The organism is Natrinema pellirubrum DSM 15624, assembly GCF_000230735.2.
GTDB lineage: Archaea > Halobacteriota > Halobacteria > Halobacteriales > Natrialbaceae > Natrinema > Natrinema pellirubrum.
This window is the reverse complement of record NC_019967.1, coordinates 269,639-287,800: the sequence shown is the minus strand read 5'-3', so window position 1 is coordinate 287,800 and position 18,162 is coordinate 269,639. Positions and strand designations below refer to the sequence as shown.

Sequence of the window (18,162 nt, the reverse complement as noted above, 5' to 3'; positions counted from 1 at the left end):
ACCCCACTATTTTATGAATCTAATCTGGTGTCTCTAGTATCATGGAAACGTAAAGATCCGGAACTGGCGGAAGGGTGGATACCAAACCTCCCGAGCTACTGAATTCTCGATAATCAGCCGATTCAGCGACTCTCGATAGTGATTGCTCCGGAAATGCTGGAGGGTTGCTCTCAAATCTTACCAAACATTTATTCTCTAGTAGTCCGTGTTGTTTGGTAAGACAATGACCCCTCGACCACCGGCTCCCGATTCGCTCCCGCAGTATCTCGCTGAGGGCGTCCCGAAGCAAGACGACGCAGACTTACGCACCCTCCGGGACTGGATCGACGATCTCCTCGAGTACCGCCAGGACGTCGCTGCCGAAGATATCGACGCCGGCGAAGGCGAGACGATCGAAGCCGTCGAAGAATCGAGCGGGGGGACTGTGGTGATCAAGAAAGTCAGCTGTGGCAAAGACAACTGCAAGTGCCAATCTGGCGAGCTCCATGGCCCCTACAAGTACATCGTCCGCCGACAAGGGGATAGTCTCGACTGGGAGTACAAAGGAGCGGTCACGGAATGATCGTCTCTCTTCGGCTCGGTCTATACCAATTTGGTGCTCGCCAAAGTAGTTAATGTTCAAGCGGCCATAGCTTGGGGTGAATCGACGGTCGGCCTATGATTATGAACGCCTACTATGCCATCTGATCCCTCGAACTCGGATACGCCACGGACGCTCTCCGGGATAGACAGTACCGTTGAAACTCAGCGCCAGCGTCTCAACACCGTCACCCAGGAGACCCGCTTCGTTTTGATTCAGAATATCCTATCCCATCCGAAGCAGTTACCGTTCTAATTTTCAGTAGTATTTGGTAGTATTCGGGTTGAACCGGTCGCACTGGCGAGAACGTGCTGTGTCACACTACCGCTGGCCTGCCGCGAGGCCGTGTTACTACCATGGTTTTGATGCAGTCCACCCGTACCTGCCTCACGCCGTGTCGTATAGCCCGTTGCACGAGTTCGAAATTAGCTCAGGTATGTCCAAGCGATATCACTACGAGCTAGAATAGTCACTTTAACTAGATTAGAAGTCGGATCGATGGTATGTACACACAAAGATCCGACACCAGTAAGAACACCACCGCTTCGCATAAGGCCACCGTTCGTCAGTTCCTTCGAACCCACGATGAAGTCGCCTTGCTCTGTTGAACGCAAGACGGCGGCAGTATTGAAATTTTGATATTCAGGCAGATGGCGTTAGAACTCCTGTACTAATGGTTTTGAGATCTGGATGATGTGGGAGGAGTACAGTTCGTTGATTCTGCAACCATCAGAATTAGGTCACTTTGTGAGAACCCGTACGTGGATGACGGCGATGTCTCTGGCGGATACGTCCAGAGAAAGAGAGCAGGCGGCGAGCCCTAACTCGCCGCCTGCGATAGGTTATGCACGATACACTTGCGCGTGAGCTCTCGGAACTGGCCGTGCCAGCTCCGAGAGCGTAACTTCTCACCGTCATCCTTCAGCAGTGAGAACGCAGTCTCACTCAGTGTCCGCTGATGGTACAGATCTTCGTCCATCCGAGCGTTATGCGCTTTCTTCAGCGCATTGTGCTCCCTGTGTTTGATTAGCGGTCGTGTCGCGCCAGCGCGACACTCCTCTCTGAGATCTGACCACGAATAGTTCGCATCTGCAAGGAACTCTTGCAGGTCTTCGGCGTTGCGCCGATAGACCTGCAAGCCGATGTGTCCGTCCCACTTGCGCTTCGTCGTGAAATGAACGTCTTTGATCGCCAGTGACTCTGTATCGACCAAAATCGTTGTCTTCAGCTTGTGAAACGAGAAGCCAGCACGATTCCGGTAATGATAGCTGGTTTGATCTCGCTGGAAGCCACTGGCGTCGATTGCTGCTGTTCCCGACCAGCCAGCCTGCTCCGCACTGCGGCGGAGCAGGCTGCGGAGTTCACGCATGTCGACCTGTTGCTCCCATCGACAGAGCGTGGTGTGATCCGGCGATTTGTCGATGTTAAGCTCTTCACGGATGGCTCTGGAGTCATTGAACCATGCTTCAGTCTCTCGGAAATCTTTGTCGAGTTCCGCATGCAAGAGGATAAACGCGATCTGAGTCCACTCGGCGAACCCGCTGGCGCCGTCCGGCGCAGCGGGTTCGTCAGGGTTATCCACGTGCTGTTTGGCAAGATTCTTACACTGCCGTATGATCGGCCGTTTCGACCTCATATCGCAAGACGGCGTCCAATTCCCCACAAGCCTCACGGAAATCAGCCGAGAACAAGGCTGAAACTGGTGCTATTCGACGCTGCAACAGAGCAAGTCGCCTCCAAAGACGAGCTCCGCGCCGGCACCGACGTGCCGGCGTGGTATATCGACCAAATTGCCTCGACAAACACCTTCTACACCTCCCTGAACCATAACGGTCAGTACGTCGCTAGCAAACACGTTGTCGGCCATCGTGCCACCCATGACGGCTTCTGGCGACCCGAGGTGGATGACGGCGTCGCCGTCTTCCACCGCAAAGAAGACACCAAGTCCACGCTCAAGCATCTCGTGTTCAGACGCCCCTCCGGGCTTACTCCGTCCGAAGCCAACGATCTCCTCGATCGACGCTGCTACCGAGCGCTCCGGAACCTCGCCGACCAACAGGAGATCCACGCTGTCGAACACCGGAACACGACGGTCTACGTCCACAGCTGGCCGTCCCTGCGGGACGCCCAGCTGAGCCAACGCGAAACCGATCAGCCGACCGACGTCAGTCCAGTTGATACCGACGAAGAGGGCTATCTCTACCGCGACGAACTTCTCGCGACGTTTCTCTCGGTTGCTGTCTCAGAGATTCAGTCGATCCCGCCCGAACGAGCCGCCGCTCTGGTCCTCCGGCAGTTCGAGGGCGACTCCTTCGACGCCCTCGAACGCCGTCTCCGACGGAATCACTCCTTCCGGGAGGCTCTCGACTACGAGCCAGAGGACGTCCCGGACGGGACGTCGCTCTGGCGTGCCTTCGACGACCTTCACCCCGATGAACTCCGTGACTGCCTCCAGTCGATGTGTGGCGACTTACTCGCTGATCACGATCACGCCGGTGAGTTCGTCGTGATCGACGGCACGCACATCGCCGCCTGGGCAAACACACGAGAAGAGATCGACGACGGTGAGGTCGAGGGAGCGAGTTGGGGCAAACACGAGGGGAAGTTCTACGGGTACAAGGTGTACATCGTCGTGGACGTAGCCGCAGAGCTGCCGGTCGCCATCACGATGGAGACCGGCAGCAGGAACGACTGTGCGGCGTTCGAACCGCTCATCGAGGAGTTCGATGAGCGGTACGACACCGACGATCTCCAGGCAGCACTGGCTGATGCGGGCTTCGACAGCCAAGGCAATCGAGAGTTCACCCAGGAGAAACTTAACTGTCCGCTGCTGACGGCGATCAATCCACGACGCTCAGCGCCACTGAAGGCGATCCGCGATGAGATCAAGGAGTTGTTCAAGAACCACGGTGACGAGATCGACAGTCCGTACGACGCACTCGAACGGTTACCACAAGAGCAACTCTCAGAGTACGGCGTCGAGGTCGGCAGCGTCGAAGAGACCTACATCTTCCAGGCGATTAAGGAACGAATGCATCGACACCTGCGGGCAGGTGTCGAGCGAGTATTCTCTCGGCTGAAGTCCTTTACCGGCCTCGATCGCGTCCGCGCACGCAAGGAGAACAACGTGGAAACTCACGTCGTGCTTTCGGCAGTCGCTCTGGTCGCGACGTCACTCACCGCAAAACGACAGGGGAAACCAGGACTGATACGTTCTCCCAGTCGCCTCATCTGACGGCCCCTGCCCGGAGTCGAAGCACGCGCCGCCTGAGAGGCATTGCTCTCAGGCGGCTCTATTCGTGATCGAAAACTGACTCCAACACCCGATTCAGCGAGCGTTTCTGAGACTTCTCTCACCGAATTGATTATCACTCGGCAGATTCGCACTGGATCAGTCTCACGCTGCCATGTCTGACGAATTGATCTTGAACGTGCAACAGGCTATCGTAGTAAGTGACGACGCACGGAACTGAGGCAGTCGGGTCTGCCGACCACTCGCCAAATCCTGTTCTTGTTCGGTGTTGGTCGTAGACTGAACGCCAGATACCGACCCATCAGGGCCGGACGAAGAACGGGCACACACGTCATTCTCGGCAGTTGAGTCAGTGTGTGATGGAAAACTGGCGTGCTTCCCAGTCGAGATATACTCAACCGGGTTCGCCTGTTCCATCCGTGACTCAGACAGGTGCTTCCGCCCGACATTCACTGCGCCGACCACATCACGGTCGCATTCGTAGCTACACACAGGGCAGTGGAAGTGTCCTCCGTGACGTTGCTCAGTGTGGTCGTTTGGCGCTTTCACGGTCTGCCCTTTCTCACCACAATGGGGACAGTGACGTGAGGTGCCCCACGGATTCACCGTCGAAACATCAACACCCAACAGTTCGGCCTTGTAGTCGGTGTATTCGAGTAGTTCGCCGCGCGCCCAACTACTAATCGACCATGCGACACTGCCACTCGTGTTACCGGAGTCTAGCTGGCCGAGCGATTCAAACACGATGGTCTCACAGTCGTATTCAGCCGCCAACCACACCAACTGGTTGGCTACATCGTGTTGAATTTGGTTTCGGAGTCTGCGTTCTTTCTGCCGGGTCTGCTGATACTCACTCAACAGGTGATCGAACCGGTCAGTATGGTCTTTGCCCTGCCGCCGCAGTTCACTGAGACGGTCGTTGATGCCTTCCGCATCAGATTTCACCCGAAACAATTTGTCCTTGGAGGGGTGATCGATGAACTCCGGTGGAGCGACCTGCTTGTGTGTCTCATCCTCGCCGTCATCAAGCACAACGGTCGTTGCCTGCTTTTTCACACCGAGGTCAACGGCCAAGACACGGTTCTCCACTGTGTCTATGTCATTTTCGGGTACGTCTACTGGCACATCTACCGTGTAGCCGTGTTCAGACGTGTGGAGGGTCGGTGCTTTCACGTCACCAACCCCAACCAGTTCGCAAAACCGTGAATGCGTAGGGAACCGAATTTCATGCTCAGTCCAATTATGGTAACTGTCCGGGGAAAGTGAGTCCGGCGCGTTCACCACGAACACGAGGTCGCCATCTTCGACCGTCAATTCGTGGATGTGATAGTCGCCCTTATCCGGTGCATACGGAAGTGTGCCGTTCGGTTCTGGCGTGCCGACCAGTTCAGTGTATTTCTCAGGGAAGTGGCCGTGTCGGTCGTAATACTGGTTGAGTTGTTCGACAACCGATTCTAAGACCCGCCATTCGATATACGGTGTGTGGTCTTTGAACAGTTGGTTGCGGAGTCGTTTCCAGCCACTCTGTTTGATTTTCCGGTCAGCAACCGTGTCAAGAACAAAGTTGAACGCCTGATATTCGTCAGCGTGGGCGTCAAGGACGTGCGTGACGCGGTGATAGACACACCGTTTGAACCGGCTGTACACGTATTCATCGACGTTCTCGAAAGCGTCGTGGTCGTTGTCTCGGATGTAGGTGTAGGATTGTCCAGTGTGGTTTTTGAGTGCGTCGAGATGCTGGTCTGTCCAGTATTCGTCGGTAAGAAGTCGCTGGGTGTGTTTCTGGACGAGTGTGGTGAGACGGTCGCACGCCTCGTGGCAGTCGTCCGGGACATGGAACTGTTCGGTGAGTTGCATTGCTACTCGTCGTCGGTAGGGTCTGGGGTGGTTGTGCGGACGAGCTTCACGTCAGCGCCAATCCAGTCTTTTGGTGCGGTGACGTGTGCGCCCCCGCTTCCGAATGGTTTGACCTCCCGTTCAACGATTTCCTCACCTTCAATCTCGTAGCGGTCACCCATACCATTCTATATGGTATACATATGTAAAGCGGTTTCGAGTCGGGTCTGAATCGCTACTGGAGGCTACTGTTTCATACTAAATCTTGTAACAGTTACGCAACCCTCGCTCAAGGAACTCAGCTACGTGAACCCAAGCAAGAGCCAGAGTACGATCCGCGAGCATCTCGAGATCTTGATCGAGGACGGTATCGTCGAGGAACGGATGCTTCCCGACGACCGTCGACAACGAGATCTTCCCTGGCGCTTCTACGGGCTGACAGAGGAGGGACGAGCGTTGCTATCGGAGGCGGGCCTCTTGCGAGCTGAAGCGACGTTGCAGGATATGTATACGCGGCTGGACACCACGCCCGAGATCGATAAGTATGCACAAGCGCCACGTCCGGGACAAGCAACCGAGTAAGTCGAGGAATGAGTCAGCGGTTTCGAGCCGGAGAGGAAGCCGACAGCTCCGCAACAGACCACGGGCTGCAGCCGCCTTTTCGTAATGTGAAACTGACTGTTATGATCGGCATTGTAGATCACGCGCAGTTGGGCTATAGTCGCCCCACCGGGGACTCAAACGAGGGGGTACGAGCTGCCTACGTAAGTCTGAACACGGTCACGCCCAGTCGTGGGTTTCCCAGCCCTCGTAGTGTTTCAGGCGGCTTTTGATCTCAAACGGTTCCCAGTCGCACTCGTGGTAGAGGACATCGGCTAGGTGACCGAACTCGCTGTTGTCGAGTTCGATTCCTCGGTTCCCTTGATTCGTGATGTAGGGCTTGGACCGCAGCTCGTCGAAGACGTCGCTGGCGGTGGGGTAGTCACTCGTCTCGATAGCAGCAATAGAGAGGAGGTTCTCTTCAACGATAGGCGAGCCCCACCGATGCTCGGCTATCATTGCTGCGAGGAGCGCACATTTCACCGACGGCTTACGCATATTCCCCTCTTTCTATGCCTCTTTGATAAGAGTGTGTTAATGCGTATTAACGTCCGGGACAACAGTTATGTGTTATCACCGGTAAACCAGAAGTATGAGCGAGTCACCTCAGAAGCATCCAGCAGCGGAGAAGGACACCAAGGAGGCCCGCCTAGAGAATCCGAGCGGTGTCTTGTATCTCTTTCAGCACGAGAGTGTCCCAATCCTCATCGACGCCATTCTCACGCTCCCCCCGGGCCGAGAGTTCACCAAGACGGAGCTCGCGGATCATGCTGGCGTTACCCGGCAGACAGTGAGTAAGTACATCGACCTTCTGGTAGAAACCGAGATCGTCGAGGAAGTAGCGAACTCGTCACCCCGCCGGTATCAAGTCGCCAAGAGCGATGCCGTTCAGGAGCTTTTCGAGCTGAACAGTGCGCTGAACGCAGCCGGCGAATAACTCAAACTCTCCCAACCGGAGATATGAGTAACGGCTGGTTGGCACAGCCCGGAGTCTACCTGTTCGATACAACCGCAGGTGTGTTTCACCCCACACGAACAGGTAGACTGCAAACCCTAATATCCCACCGCTCGGGATTCACCCCGTCTTCAGGCGGGTGAGGATGTCAATCGAGGAGTCCGGTGAAAAAGAGCGGGGCAACTATCCGATCGTGGCCATTGCTAGGATCGTTTCTCGTCCATGATAGCAGCTGTCTCGGTCGCTGCGATTGGGTCACGCTTTTCAAGGAGTTTCTCGATCTCCTCTGGATCGTACCCCTCCTTGACGATGCAGTAGTAGTGTGAGGGAGTTCCAAAATCGTAGACCATGCTGAGCCGGTCCCCCTTCCAGAGCGCTGCGCGTTCGGCGATATCGGCAATCGTCATCTCGCTTGCCTTCCTGTATGAGGGATCGTCGACTTCAGCGAACTGGAGGTCTGGGATAACGTTGAGTGTTGAGTCAAGGTACTCGTCCTCGAGTCCGTACATACGAAGATGGAAGTCATCGAGTGTGGTGAATCGGCAGACGAGTGTATCGAGTTCTGCCATCGTCGTCTCCGGTCGGACGACGATGTCGTACCACTCCTCGCGGGCACGGCCCTTCTGCTTCCAGCGGAGGCGGTATCCAACTGTCCCGATACGCTCGTCGATGTCACCGTGTTCGTGCTGTTCTACTTTCTTGATTTGTTCGAGTACCGCTGCCCAGCAATACGAACACACTTCGTCCGGCGCATCGCCCTCGAATGTCGTCTTATCGAGATCTTTCCAGTCGGCGTAGTCTCGAAGCGCGATGTACTCACTCGCGGGTGAGCGCGTACTCCGATCACACAACTTCTCCCCCGGCAACTCACGACGAGGTGAGTATCGCGACCTGTTCGCCGGTTCTGCTTCCAGGTCGACGATGTGATCGACAGTCCCCACGCGACTAACTTCGATGACGAACCGATCTTGGATATCTGTCTCAGTCATGGGTCCAGTTGTGCTATCGCCTCTCGAACTCCTCGAGCAACTCCTCCAGCATCGGCCGGAGCTTGTACTTTTGGGAGTGCTCGTCCCGCAAGTTCTCTACGTAGGCACGCCAGTCATCGAGTTCGCCCGCGACCTCGGCTGCCTTCCCGGCAGTCTTCAGCCAGTCCACAGCGTGGCGATATCGCTGAGACTGTCCCTCCTCGATTATCGGCTCGGCCTGCTCCTTGCAGGCGTCGATCGTCCAGTGGGGGTGTTCCTCCCAGACGGCCTCGACGACCGGCTCCACTACCTTGTAATCCGAAAACCGATCCGCGATGGCGATGGCCTCGTCGTATCGCTCCGCGTACAGAAAGATCTCGACGTGCCGTCGCGCAGTCCGCTGTCTCGTGTTCCTGTCTGCAAGCGACTCCAGTAGCTCCTCGCGGACGGTCGGCCACTCCTCGCCAGCGAGTTCCTCTGTGGCCTGATAGGCCGCAAGCGTCGGCGAGGCGTCGAACACGACGATGGCTGCCTCCAGCGCAATCTCGGATTCGCCCATGCTGCTAGCTCTATCACGGAGCCACTCGGCCAACTCCGCTTGCCCGCTGCTGTCCTCGAGGGCCAATCCGTGCTGGGCAATCTCCAGCGCGGCCTCCGGCCGGTCGTGTTCCCGAAGGGCTTTGGCCAGCGTGAGTGCTTCGTCCGGGGAGTACAGGTTGCGTCGGCCGTACTCGATCGCCTGGTCGATCTGTCCCTCCTCGATGAGCATGGTCCCGTAGTCGTCGATCAGGTCCGCAGCCTCCGCCAGGTTCAGGTACTCCTCGATGCGGCCCTGGCGTTCGAGGACGTTGAGTCGGGCCCTGACGAAGTCCTCGGCATACCACGGCGGGTCGCCCTCCCAGAGGTCCGCGTAGCCGATGTCGCCCTGCATCGCCCGCTGGACCGGCTCGAAGTCCCAGCCCCGCTGTGCCGCTTCGAGGGCGACGCTGTACGGTGGCTGGTGCGTATAGCCCCCCATCTCCTGTTCCCACGCCCAGAGGCGATCCTCCCAGTCGGCACGCTCGGCCTCCGAGAGGTCGGCCGTGAGCAATGCCTCGGCCAGCACTCGGTCGACCTCGTCGAAAAACTCGAAGATGGCGTTCGAATCGTCGTACGAGAGAGCGAGCCACTCCTCGTCCATGAGTTCGTCGGCCAACGGTTCGAGGATATCCAGTGCTGTCTCGCCGTCGCCAGCCTCGACGGCTGTCCGTGCCTGGTCGAGCAGGTTTCGCAACGTCTCGACGTCAGTTTCGACGGCCTCATACGGGTCGTACGCGTGGGCGCTACGTCTCTCGGTGGGACGGAGAATGTACTGCACCTGCTGGCGGATCGACTCCCGATTGATGTCGGGCGTGCGGTCGCGAGCGTCATCATCCGCCTCTTCGGACCGAACTGTTTCGAGCCGGGACTCAACCTGCTCTGCCAGCTCCGGGCGACTCTCGACAAGGTCAACGAGAACGTCACGGAGATCCTCGGGGTCCGCGTCGGCGACCAGTTCGGAGACTGGCGGTCGCTGGTCGATCCTGTCGGGATCACGGACGTACGTCAGGAGGACGGCGACACGGTGCTTGCAAATTCCACCGTGATCGTACGGGCAGGAACACGCCGTGTCGACGACCCCGGTTTTGTCGAGCTCGATCCGCACCTGGTAGGGCTCGTACTGGCTGCCTTCAACCGCCGCTCGGATCGTCTCACCGCGCCGGACGAGTTCGACGACGGCACCCTCGTCGTAGTAGTTCTCCCCCCGGTCGTATGACTGGGGACGTGCCAGATCCCGGACTGCTGCCTCCGTGAGTGTCGGGTCGGAACCCGCCATCCTTGTACGTATCTATGGCCTGGGCCAGTAGTAATACTGTAGTGGACGGTTGGGGGACTGTGGGCCTACGAATCTGGAATCCAGACGCCTTTCACCGGCTGGAAGACGACGTAGGCGTCGACATCCGACGTGTCGGCCGGATGCGCGGTGTGGAGCGTGAGTTGCCCCCTGCTCGTGTGTTCTCGGTTCTGTTCAGTCACCCACTCCTCTGCGTCCGCTTTCGAGCCGAACATAAGTCGACCATCCTCATCGAAATTCGCCTCCGCGAGTGGTGTCTCGCGAAAGACCGAATCTTTGAGTTCCACGATGTAGTCGGCCATGACTGTTCGTTCGCGGTAGCTCTTCTTCAGGATTTCCCGAATTGGGGTCGATTATAGTTCCGCCAGCCGTACGAACCACGTATGGAACTGACGCCCGAACATCTCCAGTCCGAGCACCTCGATCCGCTCCCGCTCTTTCAGTCCGAGGAAGCGACACTCTGGCACATCGACACCACACATCCGGACGTGGTCGCCGACGATCACGTCAGCGCCAGACTCGCCACAGCCACGATCTGGTCACTCGACGAGGATCGGACATACGCCCTGCTCGTGCTCCGGGAGAAGTATACGTGGAGTGACGAAGCGATCACCGAACTACTGCGCTATCTCGCTACCCATCTACACGGATCGGATACGGCCATAACGGAGACGTTCTCCGTCGAGGTGTTCACGGCGACTGCGGTCAGGTCGCCTGCGGGCCGGACCGTCTGGTGGCGTGAAGACTACGTCGACGACGCCGCCGGGTGAGGAACGGAGATCCTCTCGAACCCCGATCCGAGGAATTACGCCGCCATCCGACCAACAACGCGTATGGATCACACTCGCGAGGCGTTCGCCGACGCGCTCTCCTCGGGCGACACCGAGCACGTGAATCGGGCGATGGACGAAATCGAGAATACCGAACTCGAGGAACGAGCCGCCCTGTTCGACGAGTGTTTCGAGATGTGTCGCGACCTCTACGAGGCCGACGATGGATACCAGCGACAGTCCGTGATTCGCTTTGCGGCCGGTCTGTATCCGCGCCTGGCCTATCGAACGGTCGGTTCGGACCTCACCGACGAAGCGGTACCGGGCGAGTGGACGCTCGACGAGATCGCGACCCACCGCGAACGACTGCGGGACCTCTACGTGGACGCACTCCGCGACGACGACGGCCGCGTGCGACGCGCAGCCGCCAAGGCAATCAAGGAACTGGCGCTGACCGCCGAGATGCTCGAAGCCGAGGACCAACTCTGGTCCATGATGGACGAACTGGAAGCGCTCGCCGAGGAGTGTGAGGACTCGAAGCGAAAACACGTCGAGCAGGCCTACGAGAACGTCGCCTTTCACGCGGAGAAGCCGTTTTCCCTACTTCCAGACGGGCTTCGGGACGCGCTCGAAGGTGACGAGCACAGTAGTGGACGGTAGCTCACTCGACTGAAAGCGAGGAGGCAGATGTCCTCCGCAGCGAGATCGAAGACTTGGAAGATCGAATCGACGAACTCACGAGCTTTCGAACTGGTTCCGAGGTACAATGAGATCGCTCTCGGGTGACTCTCGCAGCAGCTCCGGCGAAGAGGTCTTCTCGGGGTGACCACGAGTCCGATCAGTCCAGACGGTCGAGCGAGCCATAGAGTTCCTCGTTCTGAATGTGGGTACAGAACTGTGCGCAGAGCCGACAACAGTCCGCGGCGTCGGCGAACGTCCGGACACTGGCGTCCCAGCGCGCGTGGACGGCGCCAAGCATCGCACTTCGAACCGATGGTTCGGTCGCGACCATAACCCGTCGCGCACGCGTTGGTGGCGTTGCATCGGCCGCCGGCCCCTGCATTCCAGCTGTCGACAGAATATCCTCGAGGACGCTCCCGATCTCGATCCCGACACCGAGGTTGTCGCCGACCTGTGGAGCGATGAAGATCGTTGCATTACTCGCCTTCGCAAAGGCGATACTCTGTGTGGCGGCATCCATCTCGTCGAGCGGGATCCCGACGTCGATTGCGAGAAAAGCATTAAACCCGCGGTCGCGGAGGCAGTCCCGCGTTTCCTGCAGGAGCCGCAACACCTCGTCTTCGGCGTACTCGCCGCTGGTCTCGTCCCACGTCGCAAACGATGGGGCATCGGTTTCGACATTGGCGTCCGCCGGCAGCAGCGCGTCGACGTCGAATGTCCGGTATGGGCCCATCAGATAGACGAGAAACTGTTCCCGCCGGACTGGAGCGAGCGCATCTGAATCACCGGCGGCACGGGGGAGATTGTCGATAATCCGTTGCCGCATTCGACTCGTTGATTCGGAACGGTAGTATATAAATCTCAGTGTTTTCAGGAATATTCTAGTCGAGAACGACTAAGTACGTGGCGTCCCAACGTAGGACTCGAGGCATCCCCTAAATGTCCGAAACCAATCGCCATCCAACAGAGGAGGTTCGTCAGCCGGACCCGCCGCTTCCCGAAGAGAGCGGACTGACGCTCGAGGAGTACCTCGCGATGCAACAGGCGATCGGCCACCCGACGCGGTTCCGGATCCTCCGCACGCTCGTCGTCAACGACGAACTGAGTGCTGCCGATCTCAAGGCCGCGGTCGATGTCGAATCCCACAATTTCCACTACCATCTCGACGAACTCGTCGACGTCGGGCTCGTCGACAAGCGCCAGCGACGGACCGCTGACAGCCAGGGTTTTTACACGTACTATCGGCCGACGGAAATGGGGCGGGGTATTCTTGAGTACGGTGTCGAGGAGCTGATGCGCCGTGAACGGGAGTTCAACGACGCCTATTCGTAAGCTGCCAGAGGACATTCTCGTCGTCGGTCTCCAGCGACTACTCCAGTCTTTCATAGAGGTTGCGAGGCGGATACCCCGACCCTTGAGGTCGGGGAGGAAGCCGACACTCGATGACACAAACCACGCACGATGGCAGGGCCGACTCCACCACCTCAAGTAAATACTTTCAAATATCTATAGAAGTAATTATGAAGTATGGAGGTCGTCCGTAACATCCAGCTAAAGCTCGACGTTCCCGAGGACGCTCACAGCGTTCTCGATGCAACGTTCGAGCAATTCCGTCAAGCGGCCCAACACGTCGCTGACGCTGGATGGAGCGACGACCCCACAGAAATCGAGGACACCAAAAATACGCTCCACGAACAAACCTACACAGAGGTTCGGGAGCAGACTAGTCTACAAGCCAGTCTCGTCCAATCCGCCCGCAACCTCGCCGCAGACGCACTCGGCAACTGCAAAGACCGCATCCTCGACGATGGCAAGAAAGCAGGCAAGCCCGAGTTCCGAGGGAGCGTTGTCGTGTACAACGGGCGCACCATCACGTACAACGACGACCACGTGACACTCGCCACTGTGGACGACCGCGTGACCGCCGAGTTCGTCACACCTAACGAGGAGGACGGCACGCCGTTTGCGGAGTATTGGACGCCGGAGTGGGAATGCAAGGAAGCCACGCTCCACAAGCGTGACGGTACGTACTACCTCCACGTCGCCGTGGAGAAAGAAGTCGAACCCGCTGATTCTGGCGACGAGCAGACCGAGAACGGAGTGGTTCTCGGCGTTGACCTGAACGTGGACGGATACCTCGTCGTCACCAGCACGGGAGCGTTCCTCGGTAATGCGGACTATCTCAACCACAAACGCGACGAGTATGAACGTCGGCGCGGCACTCTCCAACAGACAGGCACTCGCTCCGCGCATCTCACCATCAAGAGTATCGGCTCACGGTTCGCCCGGTGGAGCGCCGACTACCTCCACCGCGTGTCTAAAGCGATTGTGCAGGAAGCCGTGGAGAACGACTGCACGGCTATTGCGTTCGAGAACCTGACGCACATCCGTGAGCGTATCTCGAACGCCTTGAAGTTCCAGCAGTGGGCGTTCCGTGAACTTCAACGCCACGTCGAATACAAGGCCGAAGAGTACGGCATCGACGTGGACGATGTTGCCCCTGCTTACACGTCTCAGCGGTGCAGTCACGGCGAGTGCGGGTTCACGCACGAAGATAATCGAGATGGTGGCGAGTTCGAGTGCCTGAAATGCGGGAAAGAACTGCACGCGGATTATAACGCCGCTCGGAATATCGGGTGGCGTCTTGTCCAGCACTGGCTCAAGTCTGGTGCTGGACGGGCCACCAGTCAACTGGCCCTCAAGTCAGGGACGCTGAACGCGAACGGCGATTACACGCCTTCCGCCTTGCGCGGATAGAGCGGGAGTCCACTGACAAGCCTCGAGGCTTGACCCCGAGGCGGTTGACCTACCAAGATGGTGCTCCAGATATTAACCAACAAAATGTAGGTCGTGAATTCGTGACGTTGGTTAATGCATTCGAAAAAGTCACCGACGTGCAACAGATTCAGTCAGTTGCAGTGGTAGCGAGGCGAAAGTCCACATGTAGTTGAGTGGATGGTATCAGACTAGTAACCATATTCGTGATGGCACTCGAACAGACCGAAGAACGGACTCTCGCTATGGATCGTTCCCTCCGTGCTGCAGCGGGGGCAGATCAGTCGGCCAGCGAGTCGAGTTTCTGGACGATCTTCGCGTAGACATCAGGAGCGCAGTACCAGCCCTCGTCGATCATTGCATCAATTACGGTTCGGGCATCGTCGACACTGAGTGTTCCCTCGCTAGCGAGTTTTAGCACGAGATATGCCGTCCCCCCGGGTTGTGATTCCCTCAGCCGCTGCGACGTCACGGCCGTACGTCTCATCCATCACGGCCACGCCATCGTGGGCGTCGGCGCAGGCGAGAACAGCGACATCGGCGTCGCTGAGGTTGCTGTTATCCTGGAGACGGGACAGCAGCGGGGTAGTCTCCACTGACACGACATCAAACCTGTCGGCATCGACGCTGCGCTCGATGTGACGGGCCTCCGGATATCCCTGGTCAAGACCGGTTTCGACGACCTCCTCGTAGATGCGTTCAGGAATAATACACGTCGTTTCCAGGTGCTCGACGAGTATGAGTCGGTCGACCTTCGCGAGGTAGATGAGCAGCGTGGTGTCGAAGACCCACATTCACAGCGCCTCGAGATCCGCGTCGAGATGGTCGTCCGCCACCCAGGTGATATCACGTTCTTTGGCGAGCTGGGCGAAATCCCAGACCGACATCCCGGCCAGCTCAGCCGCCTTGCTGAATGTGATGGATCCGGCCGCAAGCTGATCGAGTGCCTGTTCGCGACGCCACTCTTCGAGCCCCTCGGAGAGGAGTTTCCGAACGGCCGTGCTCCGGTCGAGCTTTTCCTCCTCGAAATATGCCTCGAGTTCGGCTTCCAGCTCGTCGGGAACGCGTGTCGAGATCGTCCCCATACTGTTTACTTCGTATGCAAAGTGTACAAACGCTTCGGTGCTTCCTAGAAAGGCTCCTGTGGGGTGAAGCCCGTCCACGGCCACTGAAGGAAATCCCGCCCTCCTTCTTCGACGCCCATCAACTCACAGTAGGGGACTATCTCGAATGCTTCGTCACAACAGTCCACCCATCAGGTAGTGACGAGTGGATTGTCCCTTATCCAGCGCAGACAGCCCCGCCCACAGGCAGTAATCCGGAATTCGATCCAAACGAAATTCGGGCTACTGTTACGCAATGTGAAATTAAACTGGAGTGATCAGTGACTCATAGTCGGCAGCACGTCCCGCCAGGGATGTATCTGAGCGCAAGAAGGAACCACCCCATCCACGGTAGCAAACATCCCAAAACGGCTATGTTCCAACAGCCCCAACACTAGGTTATGTCGAGCGGTACCATCGATATCGACGAGTTCGAGAACGCTGACGCCGACGAATTCGAGGAACGGAATGATACCGAGCGGATCGTGCTGTTCCTCGACAAGAATGACGACCAGGCGTGGAAGGCGGCAACAATCGCCGAACAACTCGGCCTGGATACAGATGCCGTTGGTGCGATTCTCTCGCGATTGAAGGAACGCGGTCTCGTGCGGCACAAGCGCCCGTACTGGGCGATCACGGACGACAAGGAACGGCTCCAGTCGGCCTACCGGCTCCACCGACAGCAGCAGGCGGCAGACGAACAGTACGGTGAAGAGCGTCTCGAGGAACTCCAGACCGACGAGATGGAAGAAGTACAGTGACTGCGTTCGAGGACTTGCCGAGCACTACCTGACCTCTCTCGTCGACGATCGCACCAAGGATGTGGCGAGCCAGTTGATCGACTACATATCGTCCTGAAAACCTCCCCGCACGGGCAGCCAGTATTCAAATACTCGTAGTACGATGGTACTACAATGAAATACGCGAGTGTCAGCGTCAAGTTCCCGGTTGAGCTCGACACCGAGATCGAGCGGTTCCTCGATGAAACGGGGATCTACACCAACAAGAGCGAATTCATCAAAGAGGCCTGCCGCGCCCATCTCCGCGAGCTTAATGACGATACAGCGATCGCCGCACTCCGGCTGGAGCAGCTGCTCGCTGAAGCTGAACAGAGCCACGAGTCTGCCAGTGAGATCGCCGCCGAGCTTACAGCACTCGGCGAGAAAGTCGATGCAGACGACCTCGAACGAGCCGTCGAAGAGGCACGAGAGGAGACGTCCGAACAGGTGTACGGGTCCGACGTGTGAAACGTCGACAGTGGATGACATCCTCCGCGCCGTGAACGGCGCGGTTTCCTGAGCGTTAGGAGATTATGGTTCGCAGGCCACCTGCTCTTGTGGGCGTACTCTGCCCGTGGATTTGTCGAACAGGCGAACCGCTGGCTGTGCCATCCAGCCGTTATCCCTATCTCCCCCATCACAGGCGAGATTCGGGAGTACCTTCTGTCGGATGTTTTCGGCTCCGTTCACGTCAGCATTAGCGACCAGCCCACACTCCTCACAGACGTACAGCCCGCGTTCGACACGCTGGCTGCCATCGGTGGTCCCGCAGGAACCACAGGACTTGGACGTACCGCGTTCATCCACGCGCTCAACAGAAATACCGTGTTCAGCGGCTTTGTATGCCAGCATCTTCGTGAACCTGTCGAACGCCCACCCATGTAGATCGAGGTTGCCGTGGTCACCCCAGTCGGTGTCCTCGCGAATACCATTCAGATCCCCCACAGCAATCGTCCCAACGTTTCGGGCGGCGCACTCGACTACTACGCTCTTGGGTAGAGGATTGTTGGTGAGTTCTCAGCAGTAGCTGGAAGTCACAGAGGGCAAGGGTGACGCGACCGCGTCACCCGACGAACAATGTTCCCAGTCAAGACGTTCGTCTCGGAGCGTCGCGCCGCGAACCTGCTGGAACAGGTTCGCTGGCGCGACGGCGTCTATTGCCCACGCTGCCGTGGCGAATCTGTGATTCGGTACGGCAGCTATCGCGTGTTTCAGCGGTATCTCTGTAAGGATTGCGACTGCACGTTCAACGATCAGACCGGCACGATCTTCGAACATTCTTCGGTGGCGCTCAGAAAGTGGTTTCTCGCCGTCTACACGTACATCCGCTTCAACACAAGTCTCAGGCAATTAGACGTAGAGATTGACGTTTCATACAAGACGATCTACCGGCGCGTCCAGCGCTTTTTGCGAGCGCTGGACGCGCCTCGACTACAGCTCGAAGGCCCCATCGAGATAGATGAATTCTACGTGAAAGCGGGTCTCAAGGGCCGCGAGCGCGACGGCTGGTCGCGCTCGCGTGGCCTGTCTACGCGCGGGCGTGGAACATACGCTGAGGACAAGCTCCCTGTGTTTGTTCTCGCTGATCGCGGCAGTGGTGAACGACACGTGATCCCGACGAAAGCCGCGACCGAATCGAGGATCCGACTCCTGCTGGCCGACCGCCAGCAGGAGTCGTTAACCGTCTACACAGACGGTTTTCGGGCATACGATCCACTTGACGAGGACGACGCATTCACCCGTGAATACGTCGTCCACGGTGACGGCGAGTACGTCGATGGAGACGTTCACGTGAACACCTGCGAGAGCCACGCGTCGCTGGTGCGACGGTGGCTCTCGCCGCATCGAGGTGTCTCTAAAGACAGACTCACGCCGTATATCCGAGCGTTTCAGCTCCGTCGAGAAGTGTTCCGCAAACCGGGGAAAGAAGCGCTCAAAACCATCCTCGAAACTGCGCTATGACTCACCAACAATCTCCGCCACAAGAGC

The 18,162-nt window shown here is 57.9% G+C and carries 20 protein-coding genes and 3 pseudogenes; 12 read left to right on the top strand and 11 right to left on the bottom strand.

Translation table 11 applies throughout. The features are described 5' to 3' along the window. Positions 1 to 223: 223 nt before the first annotated feature. Positions 224 to 562, top strand: coding sequence for a DUF6788 family protein (locus NATPE_RS19715; RefSeq protein ID WP_006183538.1), 339 nt, complete (start codon positions 224 to 226; stop codon positions 560 to 562). An 838-nt stretch (positions 563 to 1,400) separates the two neighbouring features. Here the strand turns inward: NATPE_RS19715 and NATPE_RS19710 are convergent. Next, positions 1,401 to 2,216: an IS5-like element ISNpe14 family transposase gene (locus NATPE_RS19710; protein WP_015298633.1), complete on the bottom strand. Its 816-nt coding sequence runs from the start codon at positions 2,214 to 2,216 to the stop codon at positions 1,401 to 1,403. Positions 2,217 to 2,282: 66 nt separating this feature from the next. Here NATPE_RS19710 and NATPE_RS19705 point away from each other — a divergent pair, with 66 nt between their 5' ends. Further along, positions 2,283 to 3,815, top strand: a complete 1,533-nt coding sequence (locus tag NATPE_RS19705) for a transposase (RefSeq protein ID WP_015310326.1) — start codon at positions 2,283 to 2,285, stop codon at positions 3,813 to 3,815. Positions 3,816 to 3,977: 162 nt separating this feature from the next. Here the strand turns inward: NATPE_RS19705 and NATPE_RS19700 are convergent, their stop codons facing one another. Continuing rightward, positions 3,978 to 5,690 (bottom strand): RNA-guided endonuclease InsQ/TnpB family protein, encoded by a 1,713-nt coding sequence (locus NATPE_RS19700; protein ID WP_006183405.1) that lies wholly within the window; start codon positions 5,688 to 5,690, stop codon positions 3,978 to 3,980. Positions 5,691 to 5,692: 2 nt separating this feature from the next. After that, positions 5,693 to 5,851, bottom strand: coding sequence for a DUF2080 family transposase-associated protein (locus NATPE_RS22485; protein ID WP_015310325.1), 159 nt, complete (start codon positions 5,849 to 5,851; stop codon positions 5,693 to 5,695). A 124-nt stretch (positions 5,852 to 5,975) separates the two neighbouring features. On the opposite strand from NATPE_RS22485, the gene NATPE_RS19695 reads away from it, so the two are divergent. Beyond that, on the top strand, positions 5,976 to 6,251 hold the full coding sequence (locus NATPE_RS19695) for a winged helix-turn-helix domain-containing protein (RefSeq protein ID WP_006183404.1): 276 nt from the start codon (positions 5,976 to 5,978) through the stop codon (positions 6,249 to 6,251). A 198-nt stretch (positions 6,252 to 6,449) separates the two neighbouring features. Here the strand turns inward: NATPE_RS19695 and NATPE_RS19690 are convergent, their stop codons facing one another. Then, positions 6,450 to 6,767: a hypothetical protein gene (locus NATPE_RS19690; RefSeq protein ID WP_015310324.1), complete on the bottom strand. Its 318-nt coding sequence runs from the start codon at positions 6,765 to 6,767 to the stop codon at positions 6,450 to 6,452. 94 nt (positions 6,768 to 6,861) lie between these two features. Here NATPE_RS19690 and NATPE_RS19685 point away from each other — a divergent pair, with 94 nt between their 5' ends. Next, positions 6,862 to 7,206 carry a MarR family transcriptional regulator gene (locus tag NATPE_RS19685; protein WP_006183402.1) on the top strand — a complete coding sequence of 115 codons (345 nt, stop codon included), beginning with the start codon at positions 6,862 to 6,864 and terminating at the stop codon, positions 7,204 to 7,206. Next, a pseudogene (locus tag NATPE_RS23500) lies at positions 7,197 to 7,326 on the top strand (RNA-guided endonuclease TnpB family protein); the annotation flags it as partial. The gene NATPE_RS19685 and the pseudogene NATPE_RS23500, both read left to right, overlap by 10 nt. Positions 7,327 to 7,427: 101 nt before the next feature. Here the strand turns inward: NATPE_RS23500 and NATPE_RS19680 are convergent. From NATPE_RS19680 to NATPE_RS19670, 3 genes are all read right to left on the bottom strand, one after another. Continuing rightward, positions 7,428 to 8,213: a hypothetical protein gene (locus tag NATPE_RS19680; protein ID WP_006183401.1), complete on the bottom strand. Its 786-nt coding sequence runs from the start codon at positions 8,211 to 8,213 to the stop codon at positions 7,428 to 7,430. A gap of 13 nt (positions 8,214 to 8,226) precedes the next feature. Further along, positions 8,227 to 10,047, bottom strand: a complete 1,821-nt coding sequence (locus NATPE_RS19675) for an SWIM zinc finger family protein (RefSeq protein WP_006183400.1) — start codon at positions 10,045 to 10,047, stop codon at positions 8,227 to 8,229. A gap of 65 nt (positions 10,048 to 10,112) precedes the next feature. Then, positions 10,113 to 10,367 carry a hypothetical protein gene (locus tag NATPE_RS19670; RefSeq protein ID WP_006183399.1) on the bottom strand — a complete coding sequence of 85 codons (255 nt, stop codon included), beginning with the start codon at positions 10,365 to 10,367 and terminating at the stop codon, positions 10,113 to 10,115. Between the two features lie 81 nt (positions 10,368 to 10,448). On the opposite strand from NATPE_RS19670, the gene NATPE_RS19665 reads away from it, so the two are divergent. Beyond that, positions 10,449 to 10,835 (top strand): hypothetical protein, encoded by a 387-nt coding sequence (locus NATPE_RS19665; RefSeq protein ID WP_006183398.1) that lies wholly within the window; start codon positions 10,449 to 10,451, stop codon positions 10,833 to 10,835. A gap of 63 nt (positions 10,836 to 10,898) precedes the next feature. Next, a complete protein-coding gene (locus NATPE_RS19660; RefSeq protein ID WP_006183397.1) occupies positions 10,899 to 11,495 on the top strand; it encodes a hypothetical protein in 597 nt (198 codons plus the stop codon). A 178-nt stretch (positions 11,496 to 11,673) separates the two neighbouring features. Here the strand turns inward: NATPE_RS19660 and NATPE_RS19655 are convergent, their stop codons facing one another. Beyond that, the gene (locus NATPE_RS19655) at positions 11,674 to 12,342 is read right to left on the bottom strand and encodes a DUF7509 family protein (RefSeq protein ID WP_006183396.1); all 669 of its coding nucleotides are present in this window, start codon (positions 12,340 to 12,342) and stop codon (positions 11,674 to 11,676) included. 113 nt (positions 12,343 to 12,455) lie between these two features. Between NATPE_RS19655 and NATPE_RS19650 the strand changes: the two genes are divergently transcribed. Together NATPE_RS19650 and NATPE_RS19645 are read left to right on the top strand one after the other, a co-directional pair. Continuing rightward, complete coding sequence (locus NATPE_RS19650; RefSeq protein ID WP_006183395.1) at positions 12,456 to 12,848, top strand: winged helix-turn-helix domain-containing protein; 393 nt, start codon at positions 12,456 to 12,458, stop codon at positions 12,846 to 12,848. A 195-nt stretch (positions 12,849 to 13,043) separates the two neighbouring features. After that, entirely contained in the window at positions 13,044 to 14,273 is a 1,230-nt protein-coding gene (locus NATPE_RS19645; RefSeq protein ID WP_006183394.1) for an RNA-guided endonuclease InsQ/TnpB family protein, read from the top strand. Between the two features lie 298 nt (positions 14,274 to 14,571). Here the strand turns inward: NATPE_RS19645 and NATPE_RS19640 are convergent. Together NATPE_RS19640 and NATPE_RS19635 are read right to left on the bottom strand one after the other, a co-directional pair. Then, positions 14,572 to 15,085: pseudogene (locus tag NATPE_RS19640) on the bottom strand (DUF3368 domain-containing protein). Then, positions 15,086 to 15,376, bottom strand: coding sequence for a UPF0175 family protein (locus tag NATPE_RS19635; protein ID WP_006183393.1), 291 nt, complete (start codon positions 15,374 to 15,376; stop codon positions 15,086 to 15,088). It lies immediately after the preceding pseudogene. Positions 15,377 to 15,795: 419 nt separating this feature from the next. Between NATPE_RS19635 and NATPE_RS19630 the strand changes: the two genes are divergently transcribed. Beyond that, positions 15,796 to 16,155, top strand: a complete 360-nt coding sequence (locus tag NATPE_RS19630; RefSeq protein ID WP_006183392.1) for a MarR family transcriptional regulator — start codon at positions 15,796 to 15,798, stop codon at positions 16,153 to 16,155. 153 nt (positions 16,156 to 16,308) lie between these two features. Further along, positions 16,309 to 16,641, top strand: coding sequence for a ribbon-helix-helix domain-containing protein (locus NATPE_RS19625; RefSeq protein ID WP_006183391.1), 333 nt, complete (start codon positions 16,309 to 16,311; stop codon positions 16,639 to 16,641). 63 nt (positions 16,642 to 16,704) lie between these two features. Here the strand turns inward: NATPE_RS19625 and NATPE_RS19620 are convergent. Beyond that, positions 16,705 to 17,172: pseudogene (locus NATPE_RS19620) on the bottom strand (RNA-guided endonuclease InsQ/TnpB family protein); the annotation flags it as partial. A gap of 78 nt (positions 17,173 to 17,250) precedes the next feature. On the opposite strand from NATPE_RS19620, the gene NATPE_RS19615 reads away from it, so the two are divergent. Further along, positions 17,251 to 18,135, top strand: a complete 885-nt coding sequence (locus NATPE_RS19615; protein ID WP_006183389.1) for an IS1595-like element ISNpe6 family transposase — start codon at positions 17,251 to 17,253, stop codon at positions 18,133 to 18,135. Positions 18,136 to 18,162 lie beyond the last annotated feature (27 nt).

What these genes read in the sequence shown, in the direction of transcription:
- NATPE_RS19715 (WP_006183538.1), top strand. Translation starts at nt 224, where the DNA reads ATGACCCCTCGACCACCGGCTCCCGATTCGCTCCCGCAGTATCTCGCT.
- NATPE_RS19710 (WP_015298633.1), bottom strand. Translation starts at nt 2,216, where the DNA reads ATGAGGTCGAAACGGCCGATCATACGGCAGTGTAAGAATCTTGCCAAA.
- NATPE_RS19700 (WP_006183405.1), bottom strand. Translation starts at nt 5,690, where the DNA reads ATGCAACTCACCGAACAGTTCCATGTCCCGGACGACTGCCACGAGGCG.
- NATPE_RS22485 (WP_015310325.1), bottom strand. Translation starts at nt 5,851, where the DNA reads ATGGGTGACCGCTACGAGATTGAAGGTGAGGAAATCGTTGAACGGGAG.
- NATPE_RS19690 (WP_015310324.1), bottom strand. Translation starts at nt 6,767, where the DNA reads ATGCGTAAGCCGTCGGTGAAATGTGCGCTCCTCGCAGCAATGATAGCC.
- NATPE_RS19685 (WP_006183402.1), top strand. Translation starts at nt 6,862, where the DNA reads ATGAGCGAGTCACCTCAGAAGCATCCAGCAGCGGAGAAGGACACCAAG.
- NATPE_RS19680 (WP_006183401.1), bottom strand. Translation starts at nt 8,213, where the DNA reads ATGACTGAGACAGATATCCAAGATCGGTTCGTCATCGAAGTTAGTCGC.
- NATPE_RS19675 (WP_006183400.1), bottom strand. Translation starts at nt 10,047, where the DNA reads ATGGCGGGTTCCGACCCGACACTCACGGAGGCAGCAGTCCGGGATCTG.
- NATPE_RS19670 (WP_006183399.1), bottom strand. Translation starts at nt 10,367, where the DNA reads ATGGCCGACTACATCGTGGAACTCAAAGATTCGGTCTTTCGCGAGACA.
- NATPE_RS19665 (WP_006183398.1), top strand. Translation starts at nt 10,449, where the DNA reads ATGGAACTGACGCCCGAACATCTCCAGTCCGAGCACCTCGATCCGCTC.
- NATPE_RS19660 (WP_006183397.1), top strand. Translation starts at nt 10,899, where the DNA reads ATGGATCACACTCGCGAGGCGTTCGCCGACGCGCTCTCCTCGGGCGAC.
- NATPE_RS19655 (WP_006183396.1), bottom strand. Translation starts at nt 12,342, where the DNA reads ATGCGGCAACGGATTATCGACAATCTCCCCCGTGCCGCCGGTGATTCA.
- NATPE_RS19650 (WP_006183395.1), top strand. Translation starts at nt 12,456, where the DNA reads ATGTCCGAAACCAATCGCCATCCAACAGAGGAGGTTCGTCAGCCGGAC.
- NATPE_RS19645 (WP_006183394.1), top strand. Translation starts at nt 13,044, where the DNA reads ATGGAGGTCGTCCGTAACATCCAGCTAAAGCTCGACGTTCCCGAGGAC.
- NATPE_RS19635 (WP_006183393.1), bottom strand. Translation starts at nt 15,376, where the DNA reads ATGGGGACGATCTCGACACGCGTTCCCGACGAGCTGGAAGCCGAACTC.
- NATPE_RS19630 (WP_006183392.1), top strand. Translation starts at nt 15,796, where the DNA reads ATGTCGAGCGGTACCATCGATATCGACGAGTTCGAGAACGCTGACGCC.
- NATPE_RS19625 (WP_006183391.1), top strand. Translation starts at nt 16,309, where the DNA reads ATGAAATACGCGAGTGTCAGCGTCAAGTTCCCGGTTGAGCTCGACACC.
- NATPE_RS19615 (WP_006183389.1), top strand. Translation starts at nt 17,251, where the DNA reads ATGTTCCCAGTCAAGACGTTCGTCTCGGAGCGTCGCGCCGCGAACCTG.